The organism is Stagnimonas aquatica (assembly GCF_003730135.1).
GTDB lineage: Bacteria > Pseudomonadota > Gammaproteobacteria > Nevskiales > Nevskiaceae > Stagnimonas > Stagnimonas aquatica.
Window position 1 is genome coordinate 89,315 of sequence record NZ_RJVO01000005.1, and the last position, 24,766, is coordinate 114,080.

22 protein-coding genes are annotated in these 24,766 nt (G+C 67.6%); 13 read left to right on the forward strand and 9 right to left on the reverse strand.

Features of this window, described 5'->3' with window-relative positions; translation table 11 throughout:
* Positions 1-11: 11 nt before the first annotated feature.
* Together yedA and ED208_RS11720 are read right to left on the reverse strand one after the other, a co-directional pair.
* The gene (yedA, locus tag ED208_RS11715) at positions 12-914 is read right to left on the reverse strand and encodes a drug/metabolite exporter YedA (RefSeq protein WP_123212095.1); all 903 of its coding nucleotides are present in this window, start codon (positions 912-914) and stop codon (positions 12-14) included.
* A gap of 58 nt (positions 915-972) precedes the next feature.
* Entirely contained in the window at positions 973-3,342 is a 2,370-nt protein-coding gene (locus ED208_RS11720) for a purple acid phosphatase family protein (protein ID WP_123212096.1), read from the reverse strand.
* Positions 3,343-3,536: 194 nt separating this feature from the next.
* Here ED208_RS11720 and ED208_RS11725 point away from each other — a divergent pair, with 194 nt between their 5' ends.
* Positions 3,537-4,310, forward strand: a complete 774-nt coding sequence (locus ED208_RS11725; RefSeq protein WP_123212097.1) for an ATP-binding protein — start codon at positions 3,537-3,539, stop codon at positions 4,308-4,310.
* A gap of 10 nt (positions 4,311-4,320) precedes the next feature.
* On the opposite strand, the gene ED208_RS11730 is transcribed toward ED208_RS11725, so the two are convergent.
* Positions 4,321-7,011, reverse strand: coding sequence for a protein kinase domain-containing protein (locus tag ED208_RS11730; RefSeq protein WP_123212098.1), 2,691 nt, complete (start codon positions 7,009-7,011; stop codon positions 4,321-4,323).
* Positions 7,012-7,197: 186 nt separating this feature from the next.
* On the opposite strand from ED208_RS11730, the gene ED208_RS11735 reads away from it, so the two are divergent.
* Complete coding sequence (locus tag ED208_RS11735; protein ID WP_123212099.1) at positions 7,198-7,638, forward strand: hypothetical protein; 441 nt, start codon at positions 7,198-7,200, stop codon at positions 7,636-7,638.
* 166 nt (positions 7,639-7,804) lie between these two features.
* Here the strand turns inward: ED208_RS11735 and ED208_RS11740 are convergent, their stop codons facing one another.
* The 6 genes from ED208_RS11740 to ED208_RS11765 all read right to left on the reverse strand — a co-directional run bounded on the left by ED208_RS11740 (position 7,805) and on the right by ED208_RS11765 (position 12,698).
* The gene (locus ED208_RS11740) at positions 7,805-8,071 is read right to left on the reverse strand and encodes an acyl-CoA-binding protein (RefSeq protein WP_123212100.1); all 267 of its coding nucleotides are present in this window, start codon (positions 8,069-8,071) and stop codon (positions 7,805-7,807) included.
* A 65-nt stretch (positions 8,072-8,136) separates the two neighbouring features.
* Positions 8,137-9,420: a BamA/TamA family outer membrane protein gene (locus tag ED208_RS11745; RefSeq protein ID WP_123212101.1), complete on the reverse strand. Its 1,284-nt coding sequence runs from the start codon at positions 9,418-9,420 to the stop codon at positions 8,137-8,139.
* Positions 9,401-9,916, reverse strand: a complete 516-nt coding sequence (locus tag ED208_RS11750) for a dihydrofolate reductase (RefSeq protein WP_123212102.1) — start codon at positions 9,914-9,916, stop codon at positions 9,401-9,403. The genes ED208_RS11745 and ED208_RS11750 overlap by 20 nt, the downstream gene beginning before the upstream one ends.
* Before the next feature lie 10 nt (positions 9,917-9,926).
* On the reverse strand, positions 9,927-10,721 hold the full coding sequence (locus ED208_RS11755) for a thymidylate synthase (RefSeq protein WP_123212103.1): 795 nt from the start codon (positions 10,719-10,721) through the stop codon (positions 9,927-9,929).
* A 4-nt stretch (positions 10,722-10,725) separates the two neighbouring features.
* A complete protein-coding gene (gene lgt / locus ED208_RS11760; RefSeq protein ID WP_123212104.1) occupies positions 10,726-11,514 on the reverse strand; it encodes a prolipoprotein diacylglyceryl transferase in 789 nt (262 codons plus the stop codon).
* Between the two features lie 5 nt (positions 11,515-11,519).
* A complete protein-coding gene (locus ED208_RS11765) occupies positions 11,520-12,698 on the reverse strand; it encodes a class I SAM-dependent rRNA methyltransferase (RefSeq protein ID WP_123212105.1) in 1,179 nt (392 codons plus the stop codon).
* A gap of 144 nt (positions 12,699-12,842) precedes the next feature.
* Here ED208_RS11765 and ndhC point away from each other — a divergent pair, with 144 nt between their 5' ends.
* From ndhC to nuoL, 11 genes are read left to right on the forward strand one after another with little or no spacing between them, the layout of a single operon-like run.
* A complete protein-coding gene (ndhC, locus tag ED208_RS11770; protein ID WP_366512233.1) occupies positions 12,843-13,280 on the forward strand; it encodes an NADH-quinone oxidoreductase subunit A in 438 nt (145 codons plus the stop codon).
* A 3-nt stretch (positions 13,281-13,283) separates the two neighbouring features.
* Complete coding sequence (locus tag ED208_RS11775; protein WP_123212106.1) at positions 13,284-13,958, forward strand: NuoB/complex I 20 kDa subunit family protein; 675 nt, start codon at positions 13,284-13,286, stop codon at positions 13,956-13,958.
* 4 nt (positions 13,959-13,962) lie between these two features.
* Positions 13,963-15,765 carry an NADH-quinone oxidoreductase subunit C/D gene (nuoC, locus tag ED208_RS11780; protein ID WP_123212107.1) on the forward strand — a complete coding sequence of 601 codons (1,803 nt, stop codon included), beginning with the start codon at positions 13,963-13,965 and terminating at the stop codon, positions 15,763-15,765.
* 3 nt (positions 15,766-15,768) lie between these two features.
* Positions 15,769-16,287, forward strand: coding sequence for an NADH-quinone oxidoreductase subunit NuoE (gene nuoE, locus ED208_RS11785; protein WP_123212108.1), 519 nt, complete (start codon positions 15,769-15,771; stop codon positions 16,285-16,287).
* Positions 16,284-17,672, forward strand: a complete 1,389-nt coding sequence (gene nuoF / locus ED208_RS11790; RefSeq protein WP_199720605.1) for an NADH-quinone oxidoreductase subunit NuoF — start codon at positions 16,284-16,286, stop codon at positions 17,670-17,672. The genes nuoE and nuoF overlap by 4 nt, the downstream gene beginning before the upstream one ends.
* 13 nt (positions 17,673-17,685) lie before the next feature.
* Positions 17,686-20,385, forward strand: coding sequence for an NADH-quinone oxidoreductase subunit NuoG (gene nuoG / locus ED208_RS11795; protein ID WP_123212109.1), 2,700 nt, complete (start codon positions 17,686-17,688; stop codon positions 20,383-20,385).
* A 17-nt stretch (positions 20,386-20,402) separates the two neighbouring features.
* On the forward strand, positions 20,403-21,416 hold the full coding sequence (gene nuoH, locus ED208_RS11800; protein WP_366512234.1) for an NADH-quinone oxidoreductase subunit NuoH: 1,014 nt from the start codon (positions 20,403-20,405) through the stop codon (positions 21,414-21,416).
* A gap of 55 nt (positions 21,417-21,471) precedes the next feature.
* Positions 21,472-22,017 (forward strand): NADH-quinone oxidoreductase subunit NuoI, encoded by a 546-nt coding sequence (gene nuoI, locus ED208_RS11805; RefSeq protein ID WP_123212111.1) that lies wholly within the window; start codon positions 21,472-21,474, stop codon positions 22,015-22,017.
* Between the two features lie 10 nt (positions 22,018-22,027).
* Entirely contained in the window at positions 22,028-22,522 is a 495-nt protein-coding gene (nuoJ, locus tag ED208_RS11810; protein WP_123212112.1) for an NADH-quinone oxidoreductase subunit J, read from the forward strand.
* A 4-nt stretch (positions 22,523-22,526) separates the two neighbouring features.
* Entirely contained in the window at positions 22,527-22,844 is a 318-nt protein-coding gene (nuoK, locus tag ED208_RS11815) for an NADH-quinone oxidoreductase subunit NuoK (protein ID WP_123212113.1), read from the forward strand.
* A gap of 4 nt (positions 22,845-22,848) precedes the next feature.
* A complete protein-coding gene (gene nuoL / locus ED208_RS11820; protein ID WP_123212114.1) occupies positions 22,849-24,759 on the forward strand; it encodes an NADH-quinone oxidoreductase subunit L in 1,911 nt (636 codons plus the stop codon).
* The last annotated feature ends 7 nt before the right edge of the window (positions 24,760-24,766 follow it).

A 24,766-nucleotide genomic window follows, 5' to 3' on the forward strand; every position in this document is an offset into this window, starting at 1 on the left:
TGCGCCGAGACTCAGCCGCGCCGCGCGCGCGACAGGCTGATCAGCACCACACCGGCAAGGATCACCGCCATCGAGCCCAGCTCGTGGGCGCCAAAACGCTCGCCGGCCAGCCAGGCGCCGAGGGCGACCGCGATCACCGGATTGACGTAGGCATAGCTGCCGGCCAGCGCCGGTCGTACTTGGCGCAGCAGCCAGGTGTAGCTGGAGAAGGCGACGATGGAGCCGAACAGCACCAGATAGCCCAGCGCCAGGCTGCCCTTGAGGCTGGGCAGCGCTTGCAGGCGCTCGCCGTGCAGCAGGCCGAAGACGACCAGGGCAACACCGCCGCAGAGCATCTGGCCGGCGGCGCCCATGAACGGCATCGGCAGATCCCGGCCGCGCGACCACACCGAACCATAGGCCCAGGCCAGCGGCGCGATCAGCAGGCAGACCAGGCCGAACGGCGTTGCGCTCAGCGCGCTGCCGGCGTTCAGCCAGACCACGCCGATCAGGCCGACGGCAATGCCCAACCATTCGCCACGGCTGGGGTGCTCGCCACGCAGCGCCCCGAACAGGCCAAACCACAGCGGCACCGAGGCAATCGCCACCGCCGCCAGACCGGAAGACACGCTCTGCTCGGCCAGCACCACCAGGCCATTGCCCATCAGCAACAGCAGCAGGCCCATCACCGCCAGGCTCCGCCACTGCGCAGGGGTCGGCGCTGGCACGCCGCGCCAGCGCAGGAAGGCGTACATCAGGCTGCCGGCCAGCACGAAGCGGCAACCGGAGACCATCAGCAGCGGCGGATAGCCGCCTTCCAGCGCCAGACGGATCGCCAGATAGGTGGAGCCCCAGACCACATAGACGATGGCCAGCGCCAGCGCCACAGCGCCACGGGAGGCGGCCACCGGAGCGGTGGCGGTAGAGGAAGACATGCACTGGGCCCGGAGCAAACAGGCGCGCATTCTACGCGCGCGCCCTGCCCCGCCTCGCTCAGTAACTCTGGGCCTGGATGGTCTTCTTCGGTCGCAGCGCCATGCCATTGCCGGGGCTGAGCTTGGGCGCGGCGGGATCGTGGGCCGGGCGTGCCAGCGGCGAGCGGACGATGTTGAGACGGACGTTGTCGAAATAGGCATCGCCCTCGGCGCCACCCTGGCGCAGGCCGGTGAGTTCCACCCGCAGCGCCGCCGCCTCCGGCGGCAGCAGCAGCGAAGTGGTCTTCTGCTGCCAGCCGGCGCTCTGGGTGGTGATCGGCTTGGACACCATCAGCTCCTTGCCGCTGGCGTCGAGCACCCGCAGGCGCGCGGCCGGGACATCGTTGTCGATCAGGTTGTTGGCAAGGTCGGCGCGCAGCACCGCCAGCGCCTGACCGGCGGCAACCTCCGCCGCCTGCGCGGTGAGCGGCACGGTCTGGCTGACGATGCTGTAGCCGAACTCGTTCTCGCTCTCCGGATCGACGACCGCGTCCAGCGCCACGCAGCCGCCGACCACAAACCAGTGCAGACCCTGGCTGGGCAGGCCCAGGCCGCAGGCGCCGGGCGTGGCGCGCAGCAGGGCGGGCAGCGCGGTCAGGCTGTTGAGTGACTCGAAGGCGCCCTGTTGCAGCTCCCAGCCCTCGGTGCCGCTCTCGGCGTCGCCGTTGACCAGCAGGTTGTCGCTCACCACCACGTCGGCAACGCTGAAGCAGGCGTCCTCCGAGAACGCCGACCAGGCCAGGCGGGCATCGCGGTAGCGCACCCGCCAGCAGTAGTCGCCGGCTTCGAGAAAGGGCACGCGCCAGTAGCGCAGATCGACCCCGGCGTTGAGATTGACGCGGAACCAGTCGTTGCGCGCGCGGGTTTCATTGCCCCATTCGTCGATCAGCGGCAGCGCATAACTGCCGGCGGCGCGGCGCAGCTGCCAGTGCGCCTCGTGCAGGGCATCGCCGTCGGCGTCGCTGTAGTCGGCGTGCAGGAGCACATCGGCGGTCTGCTGCTGGCCGAGCGGCGTCAGGGCCTTGGGCTGCGCCGGCGCCTGGTTGTCGCCGCCGATCACGAAGCTGTCGCGGTCGGTCTCGGCGGTAAATCCGTTGGCGAGATCGCCGTGATCGTCGCCGCCGGCGCGGCGCACGCTGCGGATCTCCGGCGTGCCCTGGGTGCTGAACTCCAGCACCGAGTAGCCGTACTCGTCCCAGGTGCTCTCGAACTCGTCGTAGTCGGCCTGCGCGTAATCGCCGAAGTCGTCGATGTTGCCGCCAGCGGCGGCGGCGTTCATCCACAGGTGCGGCACGTCGCGCGACTGGCCACGGCTGTAGCCGTGGGTGTGGCCGAACAGGTGGGCGCTGAGCACGCCGGTCTGCTGGGAATAGGCTTCCAACTGGCGCACGAAGCCGCAGGTCAGCGGGCTCTCGCCATCCAGCCACAGCTCGGACTTGCAGGGCGCGTGGATGCCGACGAACAGGTAGTCCGGCTTGTCGTTGCCGCTGGCCTTGAGCAGCTCGGAAGCAAACCAGGTGGACTGCGCCAGCACGCTCTGCGCCGCACCCTGTACGGTGACGTTGGATTGCAGGCCGAGGAAGCGGAAGTTGAGGTAGTCGAGGCGATACCACTCCTCCTCGTTGCCCAGCGTGCCGTTCGACGGCGGCGCGGCGTAGTAGAGGTAGTTGGCCAGCGCGTAGTCGTGGTTGCCGATGATCATCAACTGCGGCAGGTAGCGGAACAGGCTGTCGCCACCCTTGAAGTACTCGTTGCGCCACTGGTTGAGGTCATCGCCGTCGTTGACCAGATCGCCGGTGATGATGATCCCGGCGAACTGTTCGATGCAGTTCAGCGCCTTGCCGCCGCAGTCGCGCGGGATCACGCCCTGCTCGAAGATGCGCGGCAGCCATTCCGGGTGATTGGCCTGCACGTCGGAGATCACCAGGAAGCGCCCCTGCACGACGCCGTCGCCCTCGGCCGGCCAGGTCTTGAAGCGCAGCGCCGGCGTGGTGCCGGCAGCGGTGGTCACCCGATACTCGTAGACGGTGTTGGAGCGCAGTCCGCTCAGGCGCGCGGCGTAGACCGCGAGGCCGGTATCGCTGCCGGCATCGAGATTGCGCGGGATGGATTCCGCCTGCGCCGACACGCGCTGGTAGTCGGCGCCGCCCAACTCGCGGTAATCGACGGCCATGGTCTCGCCGATGCTCTCCGGCTGCGGCTCGAACATCACCGTCATCCGGTCCGGCCCCGGGTTCTGAAGATAGGGATTCACCAGAAAGCCGCTGAGCGGTTCCACCAGCACCGGGGGCTTGCCGGGCGCCGGCTCCGTGCCCTCCGGTTTGCTGCCCGGACCGCAGGCACTCAGCAGCAACAGCGTGGACAGCGACAGGACTTTCAGCGTGGACATGGCCTTGGAGTTCCGCAGGACGGCTGGAAAAGGCGCGAGCGTAGGCGTGCCAAGCAACAGCTTGATGACGCGACGGTCGGGTTTGAGACCTGCGCCTTCCCTGCGCCTCTCCACCGCCGCCCGCAAACAGATAGCAATGCCCGTGCCGCCGGAACCGCTACCATGGCGCCCGTTTTTGATGACCTCCCACGGACATGGACGCCCCGATTTCACCGCTCACCGATGCTCTCGCCTACCGCTGGCATCACGGCCGGCTACAGCCCATCGTCCATGTGCAGCGCCAGCCGCTGGCCGAGCTGCTGGGCATCGAGCGCCAGAAGGCGGCGCTGGTGCAGAACACCGCCCAGTTCGTCAGCCGTCGGCCAGCCAACCATGTGCTGCTGACCGGCGCGCGCGGCACCGGCAAGTCCTCCCTGGTGAAGGCCTTGCTCACCGAGTTCGCGCCGCAGGGCCTGCGCCTGGTGGAAGTACCCGCGCACGCCCTTGCCGATCTGCCGGAAATCGTCGCGCCGCTGCGCGAGCGCGCAGAGCGCTACCTGCTTTACGTCGATGACTTCAGCGTCGCCAACAACGACCCGGCGCTGACCGCGCTGAAGACCGCGCTCGACGGCGGTGTCGAGGAGCCGCCGGAGAATGTACTGATCGTCGCCACCAGCAACCGCCGGCACCTGATGCCGGAGAGCCGCAGCGACAACGGCGAGTACCGCTGGATCGACGACGAGCTGCACCCCGGCGAATCCACCGAGGAAAAGATTTCACTGTCGGAGCGCTTCGGCCTCTGGCTGTCGTTCCAGGCCTTCGGCCAGGACCAGTATCTGGAGCTGGTGCGCCTGCACCTGCGCCTGCTCGGCCATGCCGACTGGGACGAGGCGACCGAGAAGGCCGCCCTGCGCTGGGCGCTGAACCGCGCCTCCCGCTCCGGCCGCGTCGCCCGCCAGTTCGCCCGCGACCACGCTGGCCGCCAGTAGGCGGCGGCGCTCAGTCGGCGGCGAGCAGACGGGCGATCCGCCGATTGCGCCAATGCCCGCGCGCGTAGCTGGCCGCGTACAGCTTCTGCGCCCTTCGCAGCAGCACCTGCGCCTCGCCAGGACGGCCCTGGGCGCGCAGCAACAGCGCCCGCGCCTCGGCCTCGGCGGCCTCGCGCGGATGCCCGGCGCGATAGTCGTACCAGTCGGCCGGCCGTAGCTGCTGCAACCAGTCCTGCGCCACCGGCAAATCACCCGCCTCGGCCGCCATCGTCGCCAGCTGCAGACGTGCATGATTGGCGAAGCAGCGGCCACGACGTCCCTCCGGGGCGGTCACCAGACTCACCAGCAGCGCCTGGGCCGCGCCCTCGTCGCCGATCCGCCAGGCGGTCTCGGCGACGGTCAGCGCCTCCAGCGGCATGTCGACCAGCTTCGGGGAGGTGCGCTGCAGGATGTCCCACCATTCCTGCACCAGCTGCCTGGCCTCGCCCCGGCGCTGCTGATCGGCGCGCAGCATCGCCAGGTAGGCGAGCGGATAGCGGTAGTACCAGGTGGCTTCGGCCTGCAACTCGCGCATCCGTGCGAAGCCGGCTTCCAGGTCGGCGGCCCCCCGCTCCGGCTCGCCGTGCATGACCCGGGTGATGCCCCGGTCCAGCGGCAGATAGGCCAGGCTCACCGGTGGCGCCGGCTGGCGCAGCGCAACCCATTTTTCCGAAGCCGGCAGCAGGGCCTCGGCGGTGGCGAAGTCGGCGTCCTCGCGCGCCAGCCGGATGCCGAAGGCGATGTTGTCCTCGGCGTTGACCACGTCGCGGTGGCGCTCGGAGAGTTCCAGCGCTTCCTGCACCCGCTGCCGCGCGGCCTGCAGCGAGCCGTAGCGGAACTCGGCATCGCTGAGCGCCGCCAGCAGGCCGAGGACGCCGGGGTGATCGGGTCCGAACTCGTGCCGGGCGGTGACCAGCAGCGACTCGAACAGGGCGTGATCCTCGGCCGAGACCACCCAGAGCCCGGCAGAGGGGATCAGCTGCACCGCCCGGCGCGGATCGTCCTTGGCCAGCCGGGCCAGGGCCTGGTGCGCCAGCTGCTCCTGGCGCTTGGCCTCGGGTACGCCGTCGTCGATCTGGTTGTAGGCCGAGGCCAGAGCGGTGCGGACGTGGAAGCTGATTTCCGGCTGATCCATCAGGCGCTCGTCGGCGGCGCGGCGGGCGTTGTCGAGCAGGTCCTTGACCGTGGTGGCGCGGGTGCGCCCCTGCTGGCCCGGGTCCAGCGCCGACAGCAGACCCTCGAACATGAAGCGGCCGGTTTCCAGCGCGGTGGCGGCGGCGGCCTCGGCACGGCGGCGTTCGCGGTCGGCCTTGAGAAACTGCACCCAGGCGACCGCCAGGCCGAGTGCCAAGGCCACCATCGTCGCCAGCATCCAGCGCCGCCGCAGGCGCAGGCTGGCCAGCGCCTGCTCGGCATCGGCGCGGCGCTGCTGCTCGGCGCGCTCGCTCTGCCGCGCGGCACGGCGGGCTTCGAGATTGCGGATGCGCTCGACCAGCTCCTGGGCGCTGGCCAGCCGCCGCTCCGGTGCACCCTGCACGGCGGCGTCGATGTCTTCGCGCAACAGCTCGTCGTCAATGCGGCGTTCCCAGCCGGAGGCCAGGGGCTTGCGGAAGTCGCCGATCAGCAGCTGGTAGAGCAGCACGCCCAGCGCGTAGACGTCGCTGCGCACGGTCTGCGGCTGGCCCTCCATCAGCTCCGGCGCGGCATACAGCGGCGTGCCCAGACTGCCCGCCGCCAGGGTCTGGGTGAAGCCCAGCTGGGTGATGCCGGCGTTGGCGATCAGGTCGTCGGCCAGCACGCCGCCGCCACCAAAATCCGACAGCAGTGGCCGCGGCCGGCCGTCCACCAGGGCGATCAGGATGTTGGAGGGCTTGATGTCCTTGTGCAGCACGCCGACCGCGTGCACCTGCGCCACCGCCTCGGCGATGTCGGCGAACAGCGCCAGCCGCGCCGCCATATCCAGGGCCTCACAACCACCCTGCGCCGCCAGCCAGCTGGCAAGGTTGCCGGCCGGGTAGTCGGACATTTCCAGGAAGTACGGCGCCTCTTCGAGGTTCCAGTCGCGGATCTCCGCCAGCGGCGCGCTGTCGCCCAACTGGGTGCGCAGCAGACGGAGCAGGGTGATCTCGCGCTTGAGCGCGGTCAGTGCCTCGACGCTCAGGGCGAACTTGTAGACCCGGGTTTCGCCGGTCTTGCCCTGCACCACCCGCCAGACCTCGCCGAAGCCGCCGCTGTTGAGATGCTCGACCAGATTCCAGTGCGGTCGCAGCGGCGGTGTGTCCCCGACCTTGAGGCCAAGACTGGGCGCCGGCGGCGGGCTGCTGACGGTGGCCGCCACCGACACCGCCGCCACCAGCCGGTAGCCGTAGCCGTGGACGGTGCGGATGATCCGCTGCTCGCCGTCCTGCAAGACCTCGCGGATGCGGCTGATGGCCTTGGTGAGCACGGTGTCCGACAGCACCCGGGCAGGCCAGATGGCGTTCTGGAGTTCGTCCTTGGTCACCACCTCGCCGGCATGGCGCAGCAGGTGGCGCAGCACTTCCAGCGGCTTGCGTTCCAGCTCCGCCAGCTCACCAGCCACCCAGAGCTCCAGGCTGGCTTCCTCGAACCGGCAGTGGTCGAAGTGCCAAACCAGGGGGGCTGAGGCCGCGATGACATCCATTTCAGGACCGGAGTATGCGAACGACGGAACAGGAAGAAAGTGCTGACAGGGACTTTAACTGCCTGTTTTCCAATAAAAAAGCGGATTTCAGCTTTTCTTCAGCATTTCTCCTGCCGGGCTTCAGGCTTTTTAGATCGGCAAACCCCAGCATGCCTCCATCGCCAAACGGCCCCGCCCGACCAGACCATGGATGCCATCACCCTCGCCCAGTCCGCCCTGCCCAGCAAGACGCTGAAGGCGGTGGCGTTCTGGACCGAACTGGACGCCGCCATGCAGGAGCTGCCGGCGCAATGCCTGATCCATGGCACCAACGCCCGCGACTATCGCCTGGGCACGATCCAGCTGAGCCTGAGCCTGGCACAGAACAGCCTGCTCGCCACCTGGAGCGCCGAGTCGGCGGTGCTGGAAGCCCGCGGCCGGCTGGAACTGGCGCAGCTGGCCCAGGCCTGGCTAGGCAGCCTCGCCGCGCTGGAACTGCCGACCCCGCCGGTGGCGGCGCGGGTGCAGGCGGCGTCCTCGCTGCTATCCGCCGGCTACGTCTCGGTGTCGGTGCAGAACACCGGACAACTGATCAACACGCCTCAAGGCCTGAAGGCCGGCGGGCAAGCGTTCTCCATGGCCGCCTGAGGTCGGCCCGAAACAGCATTTCAACGGTCTCTCTTGGGGAGGGACGGAAGACCAGGGACGCGGCGCGTCGCTCTTCCGAAAACCATATCGGCGCTTGAAGGGAGACGTCGATATGGCTGCAACTTGGCCGCCGGAGGCAACTCCGGCGGCTTTTCTTTTTCTGGCTTTACTTGTGGGTCTGCAGCAGGGAGCCGACCTTTTCGATGTAGGCCTTCATCGCCGCCTCGGCGGCGGTGCCCTTGAGCTTGGCCCAGGCGTCGTACTTGGCGCGGCCGACCATGTCCAGCATGCCCGGGCGGCTGCCGCTGACATCGCCCTTTTCCGCCTGCTTGAAGTGGGCATAGAGAAACAGGAAATCGTCGTTGCTGGGGCGCTTGGTGATGGTCTTGACGTCTTCCTGGGCCTGCGCGAACGCCTTCTTGAGATCGGCCATGGGGGCTCCTGTAGGTTTGTTGTTGGATGGCGGAGCGAGCCTTATACGCGCTCGCCCGAGCGGGTTCAAACCTTGCCGCCGAACACCCGCACGGCGCCGCCAGTCAGCGGCATCGCCACCCCGGCTTCGATCTCGAAATCCACCAGGGTGGGCAGGCGCAGGCGCAGGCCCAGGCCGATGCTGGAATACACCCGGCTGCCCAGCAACTGGCCGGGTTCCTCGCTGAGCGCGCCGACTTCGGTGATCAGCACCGCGCGCAGCCAGCGCCAGCCGACCGGGTGGACGAACTCGGTGGCCAGCCGGTAGTAGGCGTCGCCCTCGATGAAGTCCTTGTCGTAGCCACGCAGGGCGCTGGAACCGCCCAGGCCATAACTGGTGGTCCCCGCCGGCCCTTGCCAGCGCAAGCCGAATTCGCCCAGGAGGTGGAAGGTCTGATAGGGCTTGTCGCCCACGGCCCAGTACCGCGTCGCGCCGGCGCTGAGCCGGGTGTAGTCGTAGTCGGAGGCGAGGCCGCTCCGCGCCACCTCCAGCCGGCTGCCGAACACCAGGCCCTCTTCGCTGTAGACGCGGAAGCGCAGATCGCGGTAGCCCAGGCTCAACAGCGGCGCGGTCGCTTCGCCGTAGGGAGCCACCAGGCCGCTGGTGTCCTGGCGCTGCCAGAGCAGACCCGTGCCCAGGCTCCAGCCCTGGCTGGGCGGCCCGTCCGAAAGCGCGCGGATGCCGATGAACTGCAGTGCCTGGAACTCCTCGTTATAGCTACCGCCGCTGGCCTCGACGGGGCGGTCGGTGTAGCTGGCCGACAGGCCCAGGCTCCAGCGGCTTTCGGCGACGAACGGGGCGCCGTAGGAAAAGCTGTACTGGTTCTCCTTGCCCACGCCCTGCCGCTGCGCCTCGCGCTGCAGGCCGGTGACCCTGAGGGTGTGGTTGAGTCCCCAGAGATTGCTCCAGCGCAACTGCATGCCATAGGCGTACTGGCCGTCGGTGTTGGCGTCCACCCTGGGCAGCGGCAGGATGTAGAACTTCTCGACCACGGTGTAGGTGACCACCAGACCGCCGTCGACAACACGGCTCTCCGCCTGCACCGCCTTGAACAGACCGAGGTCGAGGATGGCCTGGCGACCTCGTTCGACCGCCGCCGCATCGGCCGGCTCGCCGAGGGCGAACGGCAGCTCGCGCAACATCACCCGCGGCCGGGTGGTGTGATTGCCGGCAAACTCGATGGCGCTGACCGGCAACGCCTTGGCGGCATCCGGGCCTTGGGCGACACCGGCCTCCTGCGCCAGACAGGGCAGCGGTGCCGGCCCCAGCAGGGCCGTCAGCAGACAGAGGCTAGGCGCGAGGCGCCGCATCCCGCCGTTCCAGGGTCAGGAAGCTGTAGGCATGGGCATGCTGGGCGTCGGCCGGATGATCCAGGCGCTCGGTTTCCCGGAAATCGGCCGGATCGTAGTCCGGGAACCAGGTATCGCCATCGACCCGGGTCTGCACCAGGGTGAGGTAGATGCGCTGCGCCTGCGGCAGGGCCTGGCGGTACAGCTCGCCACCGCCGATCACCAGCAGCTCGCCGCCGGCATGCGCGGCGAGCGCCTGCTCCAGGCTTTGGAAGCAGCGAGCGCCCTCGGCGACATAGTCCGGATCGCGGCTGAGCACCCAGTTGTCGCGCCCCGGCAGCGGCCTGCGCGGCAGCGACTCCCAGGTGCGCCGCCCCATCAGCACGGTCTTGCCCAGACTGCGCTGCTTGAACTGCTTGAGATCGTTGGGCAGCCGCCAGGGCAGATCGCCATCGCGACCGATCACCCGGCCCAGATCGTGGGCGACCAGCAGCGCGAGCGTGGTGGTGGCGGACATGGGCCTGAGACTAGATGGCGACCGGCGCCTTGATGTGCGGCAGCGGGTCGTAGCCCTGCAACTCGAAGTCCTCGAAGCGGAAGGCGAACAGGTCTTTCACCTCCGGATTGATGCGCAGGGTCGGCAGCTTGCGCGGCGTGCGCGACAGTTGCTCGCGCGCCTGCTCGAAGTGGTTCGAGTACAGATGGCAGTCGCCGCCGGTCCAGACGAAATCGCCGTACTTCAGATCGCAGACCTGGGCCACCATCATCGTCAGCAGGGCATAGCTGGCGATGTTGAAGGGCACGCCGAGGAAGATGTCGCAGGAGCGCTGGTAGAGCTGGCAGCTCAGCTTGCCGTCGGCGACGTAGAACTGGAAGAAGGCGTGGCAGGGCGGCAGCTTCATCTTGTCGATCTCGCCGACGTTCCAGGCCGAGACGATCAGCCGTCGCGAGTCCGGATTGGCCTTGATCTGCGCCAGCACCTGGCTGATCTGGTCGATGTGGCGGCCGTCGGCGGTCGGCCAGCTGCGCCACTGCGAGCCGTAGACCGGCCCCAGCTCGCCATTGGCATCGGCCCATTCGTCCCAGATCGAAACCCCGTTTTCCTTCAGGTAGCGGATGTTGGTCTCGCCCTTCAGGAACCACAGCAGCTCGTGGATGATCGAGCGCAGGTGCAGCTTCTTGGTGGTGAGCACCGGGAAGCCCTGCGCCAGATCGAAGCGCATCTGGTGCCCGAACACCGAGCGGGTGCCGGTGCCGGTGCGGTCGGACTTGTCGGTACCGTGGTCGAGCACATGCTGCATCAGGTCCAGGTATTGCCGCATGGCCTTAAGCCCCCTTGCGCCGGTAGGCGTAGACGAAGAAGAACAGGCCCACCACGATCATCGGCACGCAGAGCTGCATGCCCATGGTGAACCAGGTCGTGCCGTGCAGATAACCGATGTGGGCGTCGGGCATGCGCACGAACTCGATGGCGAAGCGGAACGCGCCATAGAGGATCAGGAACAGCGCGGCGATGGCCGGCGCCGGTCGCGGCTTCTTGCCGAACCACCAGAGGATGGCCAGCAGCACCGCGCCTTCCAGGAAGGCTTCGTAGAGCATCGAAGGATGCCGCGGCAGCGGGCCGCCGGTCTGGAACACCATGCCCCAGGGCAGGTCGGTGGTCGCCCCCCAGAGCTCGCCGTTGATGAAATTGCCGATGCGGCCGGTGAGCAGTCCGAAAGGCACTACCACCGCGCAGAAATCCGCCACCTCATAAAACGACAGGCCCTTGTTGCGGGCGAACAGCCACATCGCCGCCGTCACCCCGAGCAGGCCGCCGTGGAAGGACATGCCGCCCTGCCAGATCCGAACGATCACCAGCGGATCGGCGAGGAAGCCGCTGAAGTTGTAGAAGAAGGTGTAGCCGATGCGGCCGCCCAGGATCACGCCCATGACGATGTAGAACAGCACGTCGGAGACCTGCTGCTCGCTCCAGCCGACATGGGCCATGCGGCCACGGCGCACCGCCAGCCACCAGCAGCCCCAGAAGCCGAGCAGGTACATCAGGCCGTACCAATGGATTTGCAGCGGGCCCAGGTGCAGGGCGACGGGGTCGATATTGGGGTGATGGAGCATGGGTTTCAGCCGACGGTCGCGCGGCAGTAGAAGGCTTTCAGATAAAGCGTTTCGGGAATGGCGGGGTGTACCGGATGATCCGGCCCCTGCCCGCCCCGTTCCAGGATCTGCAGGCGCCGGCCGGCCTGGCGCGACTCCCGCAGCAGGATGCGTTGTAGCTGTTCTTCGCTTAAATGGTGTGAACAGGAGCAGGAGACGAGGATGCCGTCGGCGGCGAGCAGGTGCATCGCCGCGCGGTTGAGCGCGGCGTAGTGGGCCTGGCCGGCTTCCTCGTCTTTCTTGCGCTTGATCAGCGCCGGCGGATCGACCACCACCACATCGAATTGCCGACCCTCGGCGCGCAACTGCTTGATCAGATCCAGGGCATCGCCGCGCAGGGTCTCGGGCGCGGCGCCCTGGGCGGCCATGTTGCGGGCGGCATAGTCCAGCGCCAGTTCCGAGGAGTCGATGCAGGCGACGCTGGTGGCCCCGGCCGCCGCCGCCCGCGCGGCCCAGCCGCCGACGTAGCTGAACACGTCGAGCACCCGCGCGCCGCGCACATAGGGCAGCACCCGGTCGCGATTGGCATGCTGGTCGTAGAAGAAACCGGTCTTCTGCCCGGCCCTGAGCGGCGCCAGCAGGCGCACGCCGGACTCCAGCAGTTCGACCTCTTCCGGCACCTCGCCCCAGACCTCGTCCTCCGAGGGCAGGCCCTCGGTCTGGCGCATGGCGTTGTCGTTGCGGAACAGGATGCCCTTGGGCTTGAGCAGGCGTTGCAGGGCCTCGAGCAGCGGCTCCTTCAGCGCCTCCATGCCGGCCGTGGTCAACTGCACCGACAGCAGATCGCCGTAGCGGTCGATCACCAGGCCCGGAAGACCGTCAGACTCGCCGAACACCAGGCGATAATGCGGACTCGGGTACAGGCGCTCGCGCAGGCTCAGGGCCTGGCGCAGGCGCCGCTCGAACCACTCGCGGTCGATCAGCGCGTCGGCCTGGCCGCTGAGCAGCCGCACCGAGAGCAGCACGTTGGGATGCACATAGCCGACCCCTAGCGCCTTGCCACGGGCGTCTTCCAGCCGGCACAGCGTGCCGGGCTTGAGCCCCTTGAGCGGGGTGACGGCGGTGTCGATCTCGTTGGAGTAGGCCCACAGATGGCCGGCACGCAGCCGGCGCTCCTCATGAGCCTTTAGTCGAAGGCTGTGCATTACTGTTCTAGTTCAGAAACTTGGGCTCGGCGCAAGCCGTGATTTAACTAGCCTCGCTGACGTATGATGATTGTCACACGAACGCGTGCCCGGTGGGCGCGCCATCCGCCAGCAACTTAAGGAGCGAGCCCCCGCGTGGACGCCATAGTCGCGCTCATCACCCGCCTTGGGCCGGAATTCTGGTCGACCGCCCTCTACGTGGTCGCGGTGTTCGCCATCTGCGCGATCATGCTGATCGGCTCGGCCCTGCTGGGCGGCAAGAGCCAGGCCCGCGCCCGCAACGAGCCCTTCGAGTCCGGCGTGGTCTCGGCCTCGCCAGAGCGGCTGCGCCTGTCGGCGAAGTTCTACCTGGTGGCGATGTTCTTCGTCATCTTCGACGTCGAAGCCCTGTTCCTCTACGCCTACGCAGTGTCCGCCAAGGAAGTCGGCTGGATGGGCTGGATCGAGGTCGCCGTGTTCATCTTCATCCTCACCGCCAGCCTGGTCTATCTCGCCCGCATCGGCGCGCTGGACTGGACGCCGCACCAGAAGAAGCGCCGTGCCGCGCGGATCGCCGCGCAAGCCGCCGGCAAGTCGGAGTAAGCCATGCAGTACACGCTCAAGCGTATCGAGCCCAACTACAAGACCGGCGTTTCGCCGCTCACCGACGACTACACGCAGAAGCCGCAGGAAGACCTGTTCACCGAGGAGCAGGTGAAGCGAAATGTGCTCACCGCCAAGCTCTCCGACCTGGTCAACTGGGGCCGCAAGAATTCGATCTGGCCCTACAACTTCGGTCTCTCCTGCTGCTACGTGGAGATGGCCACCACCTTCACGCCAACCCACGACCTCGCCCGCTTCGGCTCCGAAGTCATTCGCGCCTCGCCGCGTCAGGCCGACCTGATGGTGATCGCCGGCACCTGCTTCATGAAGATGGCGCCGGTGGTGCAGCGCCTGTATGAGCAGTTGCTGGAACCGCGCTGGGTGATCTCGATGGGCTCCTGCGCCAATTCCGGCGGCATGTACGACATCTATTCGGTCGTGCAGGGCGTCGATAAATTCCTGCCGGTCGATCTCTACGTGCCCGGCTGCCCGCCGCGTCCCGAGGCCTTCCTCGAAGGCCTGCTGATGCTGCAGAACTCGATCGGCAAGGAGCAGCGCCCGCTGTCCTGGGTGGTCGGCGATCAGGGCATCTACAAGGCCAACCTGCCCTCGCAGCGCGACAGCAAGCACGCCGAGCGTCAGGCGCAGACCATCCTGCGCACGCCGGATTCGGTGTAAGCCCATGGCCGACGGAACCCCGAGCACCGTCCCGGAGATCGTCCGGGAGCTGAACGCGCGCTTTGGCGACGCTGCCTTCACGCTACAGCGCACCGCCGACGGCATGCCGACCCTGTGGGTCGCGGTCGAACGCCTGCAGGAGGTGCTGCGCTGGCTGAAGAACGAGGCGCCCAAGCCCTACAAGATGCTCTACGACCTCACCGCCATCGACGAGCGGCTGAGGAAGAATCGCCTGGGCCAGCCGGCCGCCGACTTCTCGGTCGTGTACCAGTTGCTGTCGGTGGAGCGCGACCTCGCCGCCCCGCGCACCGCCGCCGGCGATCTGCGCCTGAAGGTGGCCTTGCAGGGGGGGACGACCGACAACTTCCCGCACCTGCCGAGCGTCACCAGCATCTACCCGAACGCCAACTGGTACGAGCGTGAGGTCTGGGATCTGTTCGGCATCGTCTTCGACGGCCACCCCAACCTGCGCCGCATCCTGCTGCCGCCGTCCTGGAAGGGCGGGCACCCGCTGCGCAAGGAACACGCGGCGCGCGCCACCGAATTCGACCCCTACCAGTTGACCGCCCTGCGCCAGGACATGGAGCAGGAGGCCCTGCGCTTCAATCCCGAGGAATGGGGCATGAAGCGCGGCACCGAGGAGCATGACTTCATGTTCCTCAACCTCGGCCCCAATCACCCGGCCGCGCACGGCGCCTTCCGCGTGGTGCTGCAGCTCGATGGCGAGGAGATCGTCGACTGCGTGCCCGACATCGGCTACCACCACCGTGGCGCCGAGAAGATGGGCGAGCGGCAGTCCTGGCACAGCTACATCCCCTACACGGATCGCATCGACTACCTGGGCGGGGTGATGAACAACCTGCCCTACGTGATGGCGCTGGAGAAGCTCGCCGGCATCCAGGTGCCGGAGCGCGTGCAGTGCATCCGGGTGATGATGACCGAGTTCTTCCGCATCACCTCGCACCTGTTGTTCTACGGCACCATGGCGCAGGACGTCGGCGCAATGAGCCCGGTGTTCTACATGTTCGTGGACCGCCAGAAGGCCTACGACGTGATCGAGGCGATCACCGGCTTCCGCATGCACCCGGCCTGGTTCCGCATCGGCGGCGTCGCCCACGACCTGCCCAAGGGTTGGGAGCAGAAGGTGCAGGAGTTCCTGGACTGGATGCCCAAGCGCCTCGATGGCTACCGCAAGGCCTGCCTGGAAAACTCCATCGTCAAGGCCCGCTGCGTCGATGTCGCCGCCTACAACACCGCCGAGGCGCTGGAATGGGGCGTCACCGGTCCCGGCCTGCGCGCCACCGGCTGCGACTACGACCTGCGCAAGGTCCGCCCCTACTGCGGCTACGAGAACTACGACTTCGAGGTTCCGCTCGGCCACAAGGGCGACATCTACGACCGCATCGTGGTGCGCGAGGAAGAGATCCGCCAGTCGCTGCGGATCATCGAGCAGTGCATGAAGAACATGCCGTCCGGCCCCTACAAGGCCGACCATGCGCTGACCACGCCGCCGCCCAAGGACCGCACGCTCAACGACATCGAGACCCTCATCACCCACTTCCTGCAAGTGAGCTGGGGTCCGATCATGCCGGCCGGCGAAACCTCGTTCATGGTCGAGGCCACCAAGGGCATCAACAGCTACTACCTGGTCGCCGACGGTGGCACCGCCAGCTACCGCACCCGCATCCGCACGCCCAGCTTCGCCCATCTGCAGCAGATCCCCTCGGTGATCCGCGGCCAGATGGTGCCGGACCTGATCGCCTACATCGCCTCCATCGACTTCGTGATGGCGGACGTGGATCGCTAAACCATGTCAGACACTCCCGTACTGAAACTCGCCGACCTCCCCAAGGCGCAGGGCTTTGCTCTGAGCGAGGAAGAGCGCCATGAGATCGAGCACGCGCTCGGTCACTACCCGGACGGCCGCGCCGCCAGCATCGACGCCCTGAAGGCGGTGCAGAAGCACCGTGGCTGGGTGCCGGACGAGGCCATCCCCGAGATCGCCAAGGCCATCGGCATCAGCGCCGCCGACCTGGAAGGCGTGGCGACGTTCTACTCGCTGATTTTCCGCCGCCCGGTCGGCCGCCACGTCATCAAGGTCTGCGACAGCATCTCCTGCCACCTGACCGGCTATGAAGAGCTACGCGACGAGTTGGTCAAGCAACTCGGCGTGCAGTATGGCCAGACCACGCCCGACAACCGCTACACCCTGCTGCCGATCTGCTGCCTGGGCGCCTGCGACCGTGGCGCGACGATGATGATCGACGACGACCTGCACGGTCCGGTCGAGCCGGCCGACGTGAAGGCGATTCTGGAGAGCTACAAGTGAGCCTGCGCAGCGCCACCGACCCCAACTACCAGAAGCCGCTGACCCGGCTGATCGACGTTGCCGCCGGCCCGCTGGGCCTGGCCGGCTACGAGGCCGAGGGTGGCTACCGGGCCCTCAAGACCGCCGTGAAGGAGTTGCAGCCGCAGGACATCCAGGCGCGGGTCAAGGACGCCAACCTGCGCGGCCGTGGCGGCGCCGGCTTCCCCACCGGCATCAAGTGGTCGCTGATCCCGATGGGACCGGACGCAGGTGCGAAGTACCTGGTCTGCAACGCCGACGAGATGGAGCCGGGCACCTTCAAGGACCGGTTGCTGATGGAGCAGGCGCCGCACCAGTTGGTGGAGGCGATGGCCACCGCCGCCTACGCCATCGGCGCGCAGACCGGCTACATCTTCCTGCGCGGCGAATACGTGGTTGCCGCCGAGCGCCTCAACCGCGCCATCGACGAAGCCAAGGCTGCCGGCTATCTCGGCAAGAACATCCTCGGTGGCGCCTGGAGCTTCGAGCTCTACGTGCACACCGGCGCCGGCCGCTACATCTGCGGCGAGGAAACCGCGCTGATCAACTCGCTGGAAGGCCGTCGCGCCAACCCGCGCGCCAAGCCGCCGTTTCCGCAGATCGCCGGCCTCTGGGGCCGTCCGACCATCGTCAACAACGTCGAGACGCTCTGCAACATCCCGCACATCGTCCTGAACGGCGCCGACTGGTTCAAGGGTTTGAACCAGGGCAAGAGCAAGGACGGCGGCACCAAGCTCTATGGCTGCTCCGGTCGCGCCAACAAGCCCGGCGTCTGGGAGCTGCCCATCGGCACCAGCGCCCGCGAACTGCTGGAAGTACATGCCGGCGGCATGCGCGGGGGTAAGAAGCTCAAGGCCTGGCTGCCGGGCGGCGCTTCCACCGACTTCCTGCTGCCGGAACACCTCGACCTGGCGATGGACTTCGACACCATCGCCAAGGCCGGTTCGCGCATGGGCACCGGTCTGATCACCGTGGTCGCCGAAGACCAGAGCATGGTCTCGGCGGTGCGCAATCTGGAAGAGTTCTTCGCCCGCGAGTCCTGCGGCTGGTGCACGCCCTGCCGCGACGGTCTGCCCTGGAGCGTCAAGCTGCTGCGCGCCATCGAGCGTGGCGAGGGCGTGCCGGAAGACATCGACCATCTCGCCAAGCTGACCCGCTGGCTGGGCCCGGGCAAGACCTTCTGCGCCCACGCCCCGGGCGCGATGGAGCCGCTGCAGTCGGCCCTCAAGTACTTCCGCGCCGAGTTCGAAGCCGGCCTGGCGGTGAACCACATTCCCAAGGAAGGCGACGCCTGCATCCTGCCCGACCACGGTGAAGGCCCGAAGGCGGCCTACGCCAAGGAACGCATGAAGTGGGTGAACGCCTAGGGACGGATGAGCAATGGCCAAGATTCACGTTGACGGCAACACCTACGAGGTCAATGGCGCAGACAATCTGCTCCAGGCCTGTCTTTCCCTGGGACTCGACATCCCCTATTTCTGCTGGCATCCGGCGCTGGATTCGGTAGGCGCCTGCCGGCAGTGCGCGGTCAAGCAGTACAAGGACGCCGACGACAAGAACGGTCGCCTGGTGATGTCCTGCATGACCCCGGCCAGCGACAACACCTACATCTCGATCGCCGACGACGAGGCCAAGGAGTTCCGCGAGACCATCGTCAGCCTGCTGATGACCAACCACCCGCACGACTGCCCGGTCTGCGAGGAAGGCGGTCACTGCCATCTGCAGGACATGACGGTGATGACCGGCCATCACAGCCGCGACTACCGCTTCACCAAGCGCACCCACCAGAACCAGTATCTCGGGCCCTTCATCGGCCACGAGATGAACCGCTGCATCTCCTGCTACCGCTGCGTGCGCTACTACCGCGACTACGCCGGCGGCAAGGATCTGGGCGTGTTCGGCTCCGCCGCCAACGTCTACTTCGGCCGCGAGACCGAGGGCGTGCTGGAAAGCGAGTTCTCCGGCAACCTCACCGAGGTCTGCCCCACCGGCGTGTTCACCGACAAGACCCACAGCGAGCGTTACACCCGCAAGTGGGACATGCAGTTCGCCCCGGCGATCTGCACCGGCTGCGCGGTGGGCTGCAACATCTCGCCCGGCGAGCGCTACGGCGAGGTGCGCCGCATCGAGAACCGCTACCACAGCGAGCTCAACGGCTACTTCCTCTGCGACCGTGGCCGCTTCGGCTACGGCCACGCCAACCTCAAGAACCGTCCGACCCACGCGCTGGTGCGCGAGGGCGACAGCTTCGTCACCAAGCACCGTGGCGAAGGCGTCAATCTCGGCGCCCAGTTGCTGAAGTCCGGCAAGACCGTGATCGGCATTGGCTCGCCACGCGCCAGCCTGGAAGCCAACCACGCCCTGCGCTCGCTGGTCGGTGCCGGCAATTTCTACTCCGGCGCCAGTGCCCAGGACGCGAGCCTGACCGCGCTGTGCCTGAAGGTGCTGCGCGAAGGTCCGGTGCCGGCCGCCACCATCAAGCGCATCGACCAGGCCGACGCCGTGCTGGTGCTGGGTGAAGACACCCTCGGCACCGCTGCCCGCGTCGCCCTGGCCCTGCGACAGGCGGCGCGCGGCAAGCTGCAGACGATGTCCACCGAGAAGAAGGTGCCGGACTGGCAGGCTGCCTCCGCCGCCGACATCGCCCAGCACGAGCTCAACCCGCTGTTCATCGCCACCCCGATGGCGACCAAGCTGGACGAGATCGCCGCCGCCACCCTCCGCGCCGATGCCGACGGCCTCGCCGCGCTCGGCAACGCCGTCGCCCACGCGCTGGACGCCAGCGCACCAGCGGTGAGCGCCGATGCCGACACCGCCGCCCTGGCGCAACGCATCGCCGACACCCTGAAGGCCGCGAAGAAGCCGCTGATCGTCTCCGGCACCGGCTGCGGTTCGGCCGCCGTGATCGAAGCCGCCGCGAACGTTGCCTACGCGCTGGCCAAGCTCAACGCCGAAACCGCCATCAGCCTGGCGGTGCCGGAAGCCAACAGCCTGGGCCTGGCGATGTTCGGCGCCCCCGACCTCGACGCCGCCCTCGCCCGCCTCAATGGCCAGGAAGCGGTGGTGCTGGTGCTGGAGAACGACCTCTCGCGCCGCGCCAGCGCCTCGGCGCTCGACGCCGCCTTCGCGCAGAGCACGGTGATCGCCATCGACCACCAGCAGACCGCCACCACCGCCACCGCAGCACTGGTGCTGCCGGCAGCGAGCTTCGCCGAAGGCGACGGCACCTGGGTCAACTTCGAAGGCCGCGCCCAGCGCAGCTTCCAGACCTACGACCCGGCCTATTACGACCGCCACGTCGCCACCCAGGAAAGCTGGCGCTGGATCGCCCAGTTGCGCACCGCCCTGGGCCAGCCGGCCTGGAGCAAGCTCGACGAGGTGATCGCCGACGCCGAAGCCGCGATCCCGGCGCTGAAAGGCATCGCCCAGGCCGCGCCCAACGCCGAGTTCCGCATCGACGGCGCCAAGCTGGCGCGCGCGCCGCAGCGGCAGTCTGGCCGCACCGCCGCGCGTGCCAACATCTTCGTGCACGAACCGAAGGCGACCCAGGATCCCGACTCGCCGCTGGCGTTCTCGATGGAAGGCATCAACAGCACCCACGCGGTGGAACGCCCGGCGGCGCTGATCCCCTTCGCCTGGTCGCCGGGCTGGAACAGCCCCTCGGCCTGGAACAAGTTCCAGGCCGAAGTCGGCGGAGCCATGAAGGGCGGTGACTCCGGCGTGCACCTGTTCCGCCACAACGGCGCCGCGCCCTACTTCCCGCTGCGCGCCGCCGGGCAGGACGGCCTGCGCCTGCTGCCCCTGCACCAGCACTTCGGCAGCGAGGAGCTGTCGGCCAAGGCGGCGCCGATCCAGGAGCGCACCGCGCAAGCCTATGTCGCGATCAACGTCGCCGACGCCCAGCGCCTGGGCATCGAGCACCAGTCGCAGACCCGGGTGGAGTTCGGTGACTACTCGCTGAGCCTGCCCGCCAAGGTGCGCGTTGACCTGCCTGCGGGCAGCGTCGGCCTGCCGGCTGGCCTGGCCGGCATCCCGCCGCTGGTGGCGGGTGCCGCCGTGCGTCTCGGCAAGGGAGGCTAAGCGCCATGTTCTCCTGGATCACTCCCGACCTGATCGCCATCGTCTGGGGCATGGTGAAGGCCATCATCATCCTGCTCGGCATGGTGCTGACCGCCGCCTACATGATCTGGCTGGAGCGCCGCCTGCTGGCGCTCTGGCAGGACCGCTACGGCCCGAACCGGGTCGGCCCCCTGGGGCTCGGCCAGGTGATCGCGGACATGATCAAGATCTTCTTCAAGGAAGACTGGATGCCGCCGTTCGCCGACAAGTTCACCTTCGTGCTGGCGCCGTTCCTGGCGATGAGCCTGATGATGCTGGCCTTCGTGTTCATCCCCATGACCCCGAACTGGGGCGTGTCGAACACCAACATGGCGCTGCTGTTCTTCCTCGCCATCGCCGGTCTCGCGGTCTACGCGGTGATGCTCGGCGGCTGGGCCAGCAACAGCAAGTACTCGCTGCTCGGCGGCCTGCGCTCCACCGCGCAGACCATCAGCTACGAAGTGTTCATGGGTCTGGCGCTGATGGGCGTGGTGATCCAGGCCGGCAGCTTCAACCTGCGCGACATCGTCGCCGCGCAGGACGGCCTGTGGAACGTGTTCCCGCAGATCCTCGGCTTCATCGCCTGGGTGCCGGCGGCGCTGGCGGTGGTGCACCGCACGCCGTTCGACCTGCCGGAAGCGGAGTCGGAACTGGTGCAGGGCTATCACACCGAGTACTCGGGCATGAAGTTCGGCATGTTCATGGTCAGCGAGTACGTCGGCATCGTGATGGTCTCGGGGCTGACCGTGACCCTGTTCTTCGGCGGCTGGGATGCACCGCTGTGGTTTGATCGCATTCCGGGCATCGGCGCCTTCCTGGGCGAGCAGATTCCCTTTGTCTGGTTCGCCGCCAAGACCTTCATCTTCATGGCCGGCTACATCTTGGTGCGCGCCGCCCTGCCCCGCCCGCGCTACGACCAGATCATGAGCGCCGCCTGGCTGTGGTGCCTGCCGATCGCCCTCATCAACCTGCTGATCACCGGGGCCGTCGTGCTCTGGCGTGCGGGAGCCTAAGGATGAAACCCCGTTTCATCCGTACCGGATGGCGCCATGCGCCATGGGAAGTCCTATGAACCAGTTCAAGGCCGTGCTCCACGGCATCTACACCCAGTTGCGCAGCATCTACCTGGTCTTCATGCACAGCTTCGCCAAGCGCGACGTGGTGCCCTACCCCGAGGTGAAGCCCTACGTGCCGCCGCGCTATCGCGGTCGCATCGTGCTGACCCGCGACCCCGATGGCGAAGAGCGCTGCGTGGCCTGCAACCTCTGCGCGGTCGCCTGCCCGGTCGGCTGCATCAGCTTGCAGAAGGCCGAGAAGGAAGACGGCCGCTGGTATCCGGAGTTCTTCCGCATCAACTTCTCGCGCTGCATCTTCTGCGGCCTTTGCGAGGAAGCCTGCCCGACCACCGCGATCCAGCTCACCCCCGACTACGAACTGGCCGAGTACAACCGCCAGAACCTGGTCTATGAGAAGGAGCACCTCTTGATCTCCGGCCCTGGCAAGTACCCGGACTACAACTTCTATCGCGTGTCGGGCATGGCCATCAAAAACAAGGCCAAGGGCGAGGCGCAGAACGAATCGGCACCGGTCGACGTCAAGTCGCTGCTGCCCTGAGGCCGCCACCATGGATCTGACCTTCTACATCGCCGCCACCATCGCGCTGTTCGCGACCATCATGGTGGTGATCAACACCAACCCGGTGCACGCCCTGCTCTACCTGGTGCTGTCGCTGCTGTCGGTGGCGACCGTGTTCTTCACCCTCGGCGCGCACTTCGCCGCCGCGCTCGAAGTGATCGTCTACGCCGGCGCGATCATGGTCTTGTTCGTGTTCGTGGTGATGATGCTCAACCTCGGCGCCAAGACCGAAGACCAGGAACGCCGCTGGCTGTCGGCACCGGCGATGGTCCTGCCGGCGGCGCTGTCGGCGGTACTGCTCTGGCAGTTGGGCACCCAGCTCTGGCCACGCGGTTACATCACCGCCGCCGGCCTGCAGGAAGTCACTCCCAAGATGGTCGGTATCGCCCTCTACGGCCCCTACCTGCTGGCGGTGGAGTTGGCCTCCATGCTGCTGCTGGCCGGCCTGGTCGCGGCCTACCACCTCGGCCGCCACGACGACTGAAGCCATGAACACCGTCCAAGCCATCCCGATGGAACACGGCCTGCTGCTGGCCGCCGCGCTGTTCGCCCTGGGCCTGTTCGGCCTGCTCACCCGCCGCAACATCCTGTGGATGCTGATGTCGCTGGAGATCATGCTCAACGCCGCCGCGCTCGCCTTCGTGGTCGCCGGCGCGCGCTGGGCGCAGCCGGATGGGCAGATCATGTTCATCCTGGTACTGACCCTGGCGGCCGCCGAAGCCTCGGTGGGCCTGGCCTTGCTGATCCAGCTCTACCGCCGCTTCAAGACGCTGGACATCGACGCCGCCAGCACCATGAAGGGCTAAGCACATGAACCTTCTTTTCCTCACCTTCCTCGCGCCGCTGCTCGGCTTCCTGATCCTCGCCTTTGCGCGCGGACGCATTTCCGAGAACGCGGCGGCGGTCGTCGGCGTCGGCTCGGTGGGCATCTCGGCGCTGACCACCGCCATCGTCGGCTGGGACTTTCTGCACCACATGCCCGAGGGTGGCGCCTACACCCAGCACCTCTGGCAGTGGATGAGCGTCGGCCAGTTCACCCCCAGCTTCGCACTGCGGCTGGACGCGCTGTCGCTGACCATGCTGGGCGTGATCACCGGCGTCGGCTTCTTCATCCACCTGTTCGCCAGTTGGTACATGCGCGGCGACGAGGGCTACGGGCGCTTCTTCAGCTACATGAACCTGTTCGTCGCCAGCATGCTGTTCCTGGTGCTGGGCGACAACCTGCTGTTCCTGTACTTCGGCTGGGAGGGCGTCGGCCTCGCGTCCTACCTGCTGATCGGCTTCTGGTATCAGGACCCGGCCAATGGCGCGGCGGCCCGCAAGGCCTTCGTCATCACCCGTGTCGGCGACACCTTCATGGCCATCGGCCTGTTCATCCTCTACCGCGAGTTCGGCACGCTGAATATCCAGGAGCTCGCCACTCTGGCGCCGGCCGCCTGGCCGGTGGTGAACGGCGTCGGTGCCACCGGCGCCACCGTGGTCGCCCTGCTGCTGCTGGGCGGCGCGGTCGGCAAGTCGGCGCAGTTGCCGCTGCAGACCTGGCTGCCGGACGCGATGGCAGGCCCGACGCCAGTCTCGGCGCTGATCCACGCCGCCACCATGGTCACCGCCGGCGTCTACCTGATCGCCCGCACCCACGCCCTGTTCGAGCTCTCGCCCTTCGCCCTGCAATGCGTGGGCGCGATTGGCGCGATCACCCTGCTGATGGCCGGCTTCATCGCCCTGATGCAGACCGACATCAAGAAGATCCTCGCCTACTCGACCATGAGCCAGATCGGCTACATGTTCCTGGCCGAGGGCGTCGGCGCCTATCAGCCGGCGGTGTTCCACCTGATGACGCACGCCTTCTTCAAGGCGCTGCTGTTCCTCTCGTCCGGCTCGGTGATCCTGGCCATGCATCACGAGCAGGACATCTTCAAGATGGGCGGCCTGCGCAAGCACATCCCCTTCGTGTTCGCCTGCATGCTGATCGGCACCCTGGCGCTGACCGCCTTCCCGTTCACCTCCGGCTTCTACTCCAAGGACGAGATCCTGCATCAGGCCTACCTGACCGGACATCACGAACTCTGGCTGGCCGGTCTGTTCGGCGCCTTCCTGACCTCGGTCTACAGCTTCCGGCTGATCTTCATCACCTTCTTCGGCCCCGAGCGCTGGCGCTCGCAGCCGGCGACGCATGGCCACGACGAGCACCACGGGCTGGGCCCGAAGGACGATCCGCACGGCGCCCACACCCTGGACCACCACATCCCGCTCGGCGTGCTGCTGCTGCTGGCCATCGTCGGCGGCTTCATCCACCTGCCGCTGGGCTCGGTACTGCCGGAGGCCCACATCCCCGAGGGCGACCACGGTCCGGCCTGGATCGCCTATCTGCCGGTGCTGGTGTCGCTGCTCGGCATCCTGGTGAGCTGGTTCCTGTTCCTGAAGAAGCCGGGCATCCCGGCGGCGCTCAAGAACGGCGCGCTGACCAAGTACATCGGTCAGTTCTGGAAGAGCGCCTTCGGCTTCGACTGGCTCTACGACCGGCTGTTCGTGCGCCCCTTCGTCTGGGCCGCGAACATCAACAAGAACGATATCGTCGACTGGTTCATCGGCCTGATCCCGGCGAGCCTCACCGGCGCCAACGGCCTGCTGGCCCTGACCCAGAACGGCAAGCTGCGCTGGTACGCCCTGGTGGCCGGCGCCGGTGCCTGCGCCCTGCTGGCCGCCGTGGCCCTGCACTGAGCCCGAC

Coding starts and splice junctions, on each gene's coding strand:
- yedA (WP_123212095.1), bottom strand. CDS start 914: ATGTCTTCCTCTACCGCCACCGCTCCGGTGGCCGCCTCCCGTGGCGCT.
- ED208_RS11720 (WP_123212096.1), bottom strand. CDS start 3,342: ATGTCCACGCTGAAAGTCCTGTCGCTGTCCACGCTGTTGCTGCTGAGT.
- ED208_RS11725 (WP_123212097.1), top strand. CDS start 3,537: ATGGACGCCCCGATTTCACCGCTCACCGATGCTCTCGCCTACCGCTGG.
- ED208_RS11730 (WP_123212098.1), bottom strand. CDS start 7,011: ATGGATGTCATCGCGGCCTCAGCCCCCCTGGTTTGGCACTTCGACCAC.
- ED208_RS11735 (WP_123212099.1), top strand. CDS start 7,198: ATGGATGCCATCACCCTCGCCCAGTCCGCCCTGCCCAGCAAGACGCTG.
- ED208_RS11740 (WP_123212100.1), bottom strand. CDS start 8,071: ATGGCCGATCTCAAGAAGGCGTTCGCGCAGGCCCAGGAAGACGTCAAG.
- ED208_RS11745 (WP_123212101.1), bottom strand. CDS start 9,420: ATGCGGCGCCTCGCGCCTAGCCTCTGTCTGCTGACGGCCCTGCTGGGG.
- ED208_RS11750 (WP_123212102.1), bottom strand. CDS start 9,916: ATGTCCGCCACCACCACGCTCGCGCTGCTGGTCGCCCACGATCTGGGC.
- ED208_RS11755 (WP_123212103.1), bottom strand. CDS start 10,721: ATGCGGCAATACCTGGACCTGATGCAGCATGTGCTCGACCACGGTACC.
- lgt (WP_123212104.1), bottom strand. CDS start 11,514: ATGCTCCATCACCCCAATATCGACCCCGTCGCCCTGCACCTGGGCCCG.
- ED208_RS11765 (WP_123212105.1), bottom strand. CDS start 12,698: ATGCACAGCCTTCGACTAAAGGCTCATGAGGAGCGCCGGCTGCGTGCC.
- ED208_RS11775 (WP_123212106.1), top strand. CDS start 13,284: ATGCAGTACACGCTCAAGCGTATCGAGCCCAACTACAAGACCGGCGTT.
- nuoC (WP_123212107.1), top strand. CDS start 13,963: ATGGCCGACGGAACCCCGAGCACCGTCCCGGAGATCGTCCGGGAGCTG.
- nuoE (WP_123212108.1), top strand. CDS start 15,769: ATGTCAGACACTCCCGTACTGAAACTCGCCGACCTCCCCAAGGCGCAG.
- nuoG (WP_123212109.1), top strand. CDS start 17,686: ATGGCCAAGATTCACGTTGACGGCAACACCTACGAGGTCAATGGCGCA.
- nuoI (WP_123212111.1), top strand. CDS start 21,472: ATGAACCAGTTCAAGGCCGTGCTCCACGGCATCTACACCCAGTTGCGC.
- nuoJ (WP_123212112.1), top strand. CDS start 22,028: ATGGATCTGACCTTCTACATCGCCGCCACCATCGCGCTGTTCGCGACC.
- nuoK (WP_123212113.1), top strand. CDS start 22,527: ATGAACACCGTCCAAGCCATCCCGATGGAACACGGCCTGCTGCTGGCC.
- nuoL (WP_123212114.1), top strand. CDS start 22,849: ATGAACCTTCTTTTCCTCACCTTCCTCGCGCCGCTGCTCGGCTTCCTG.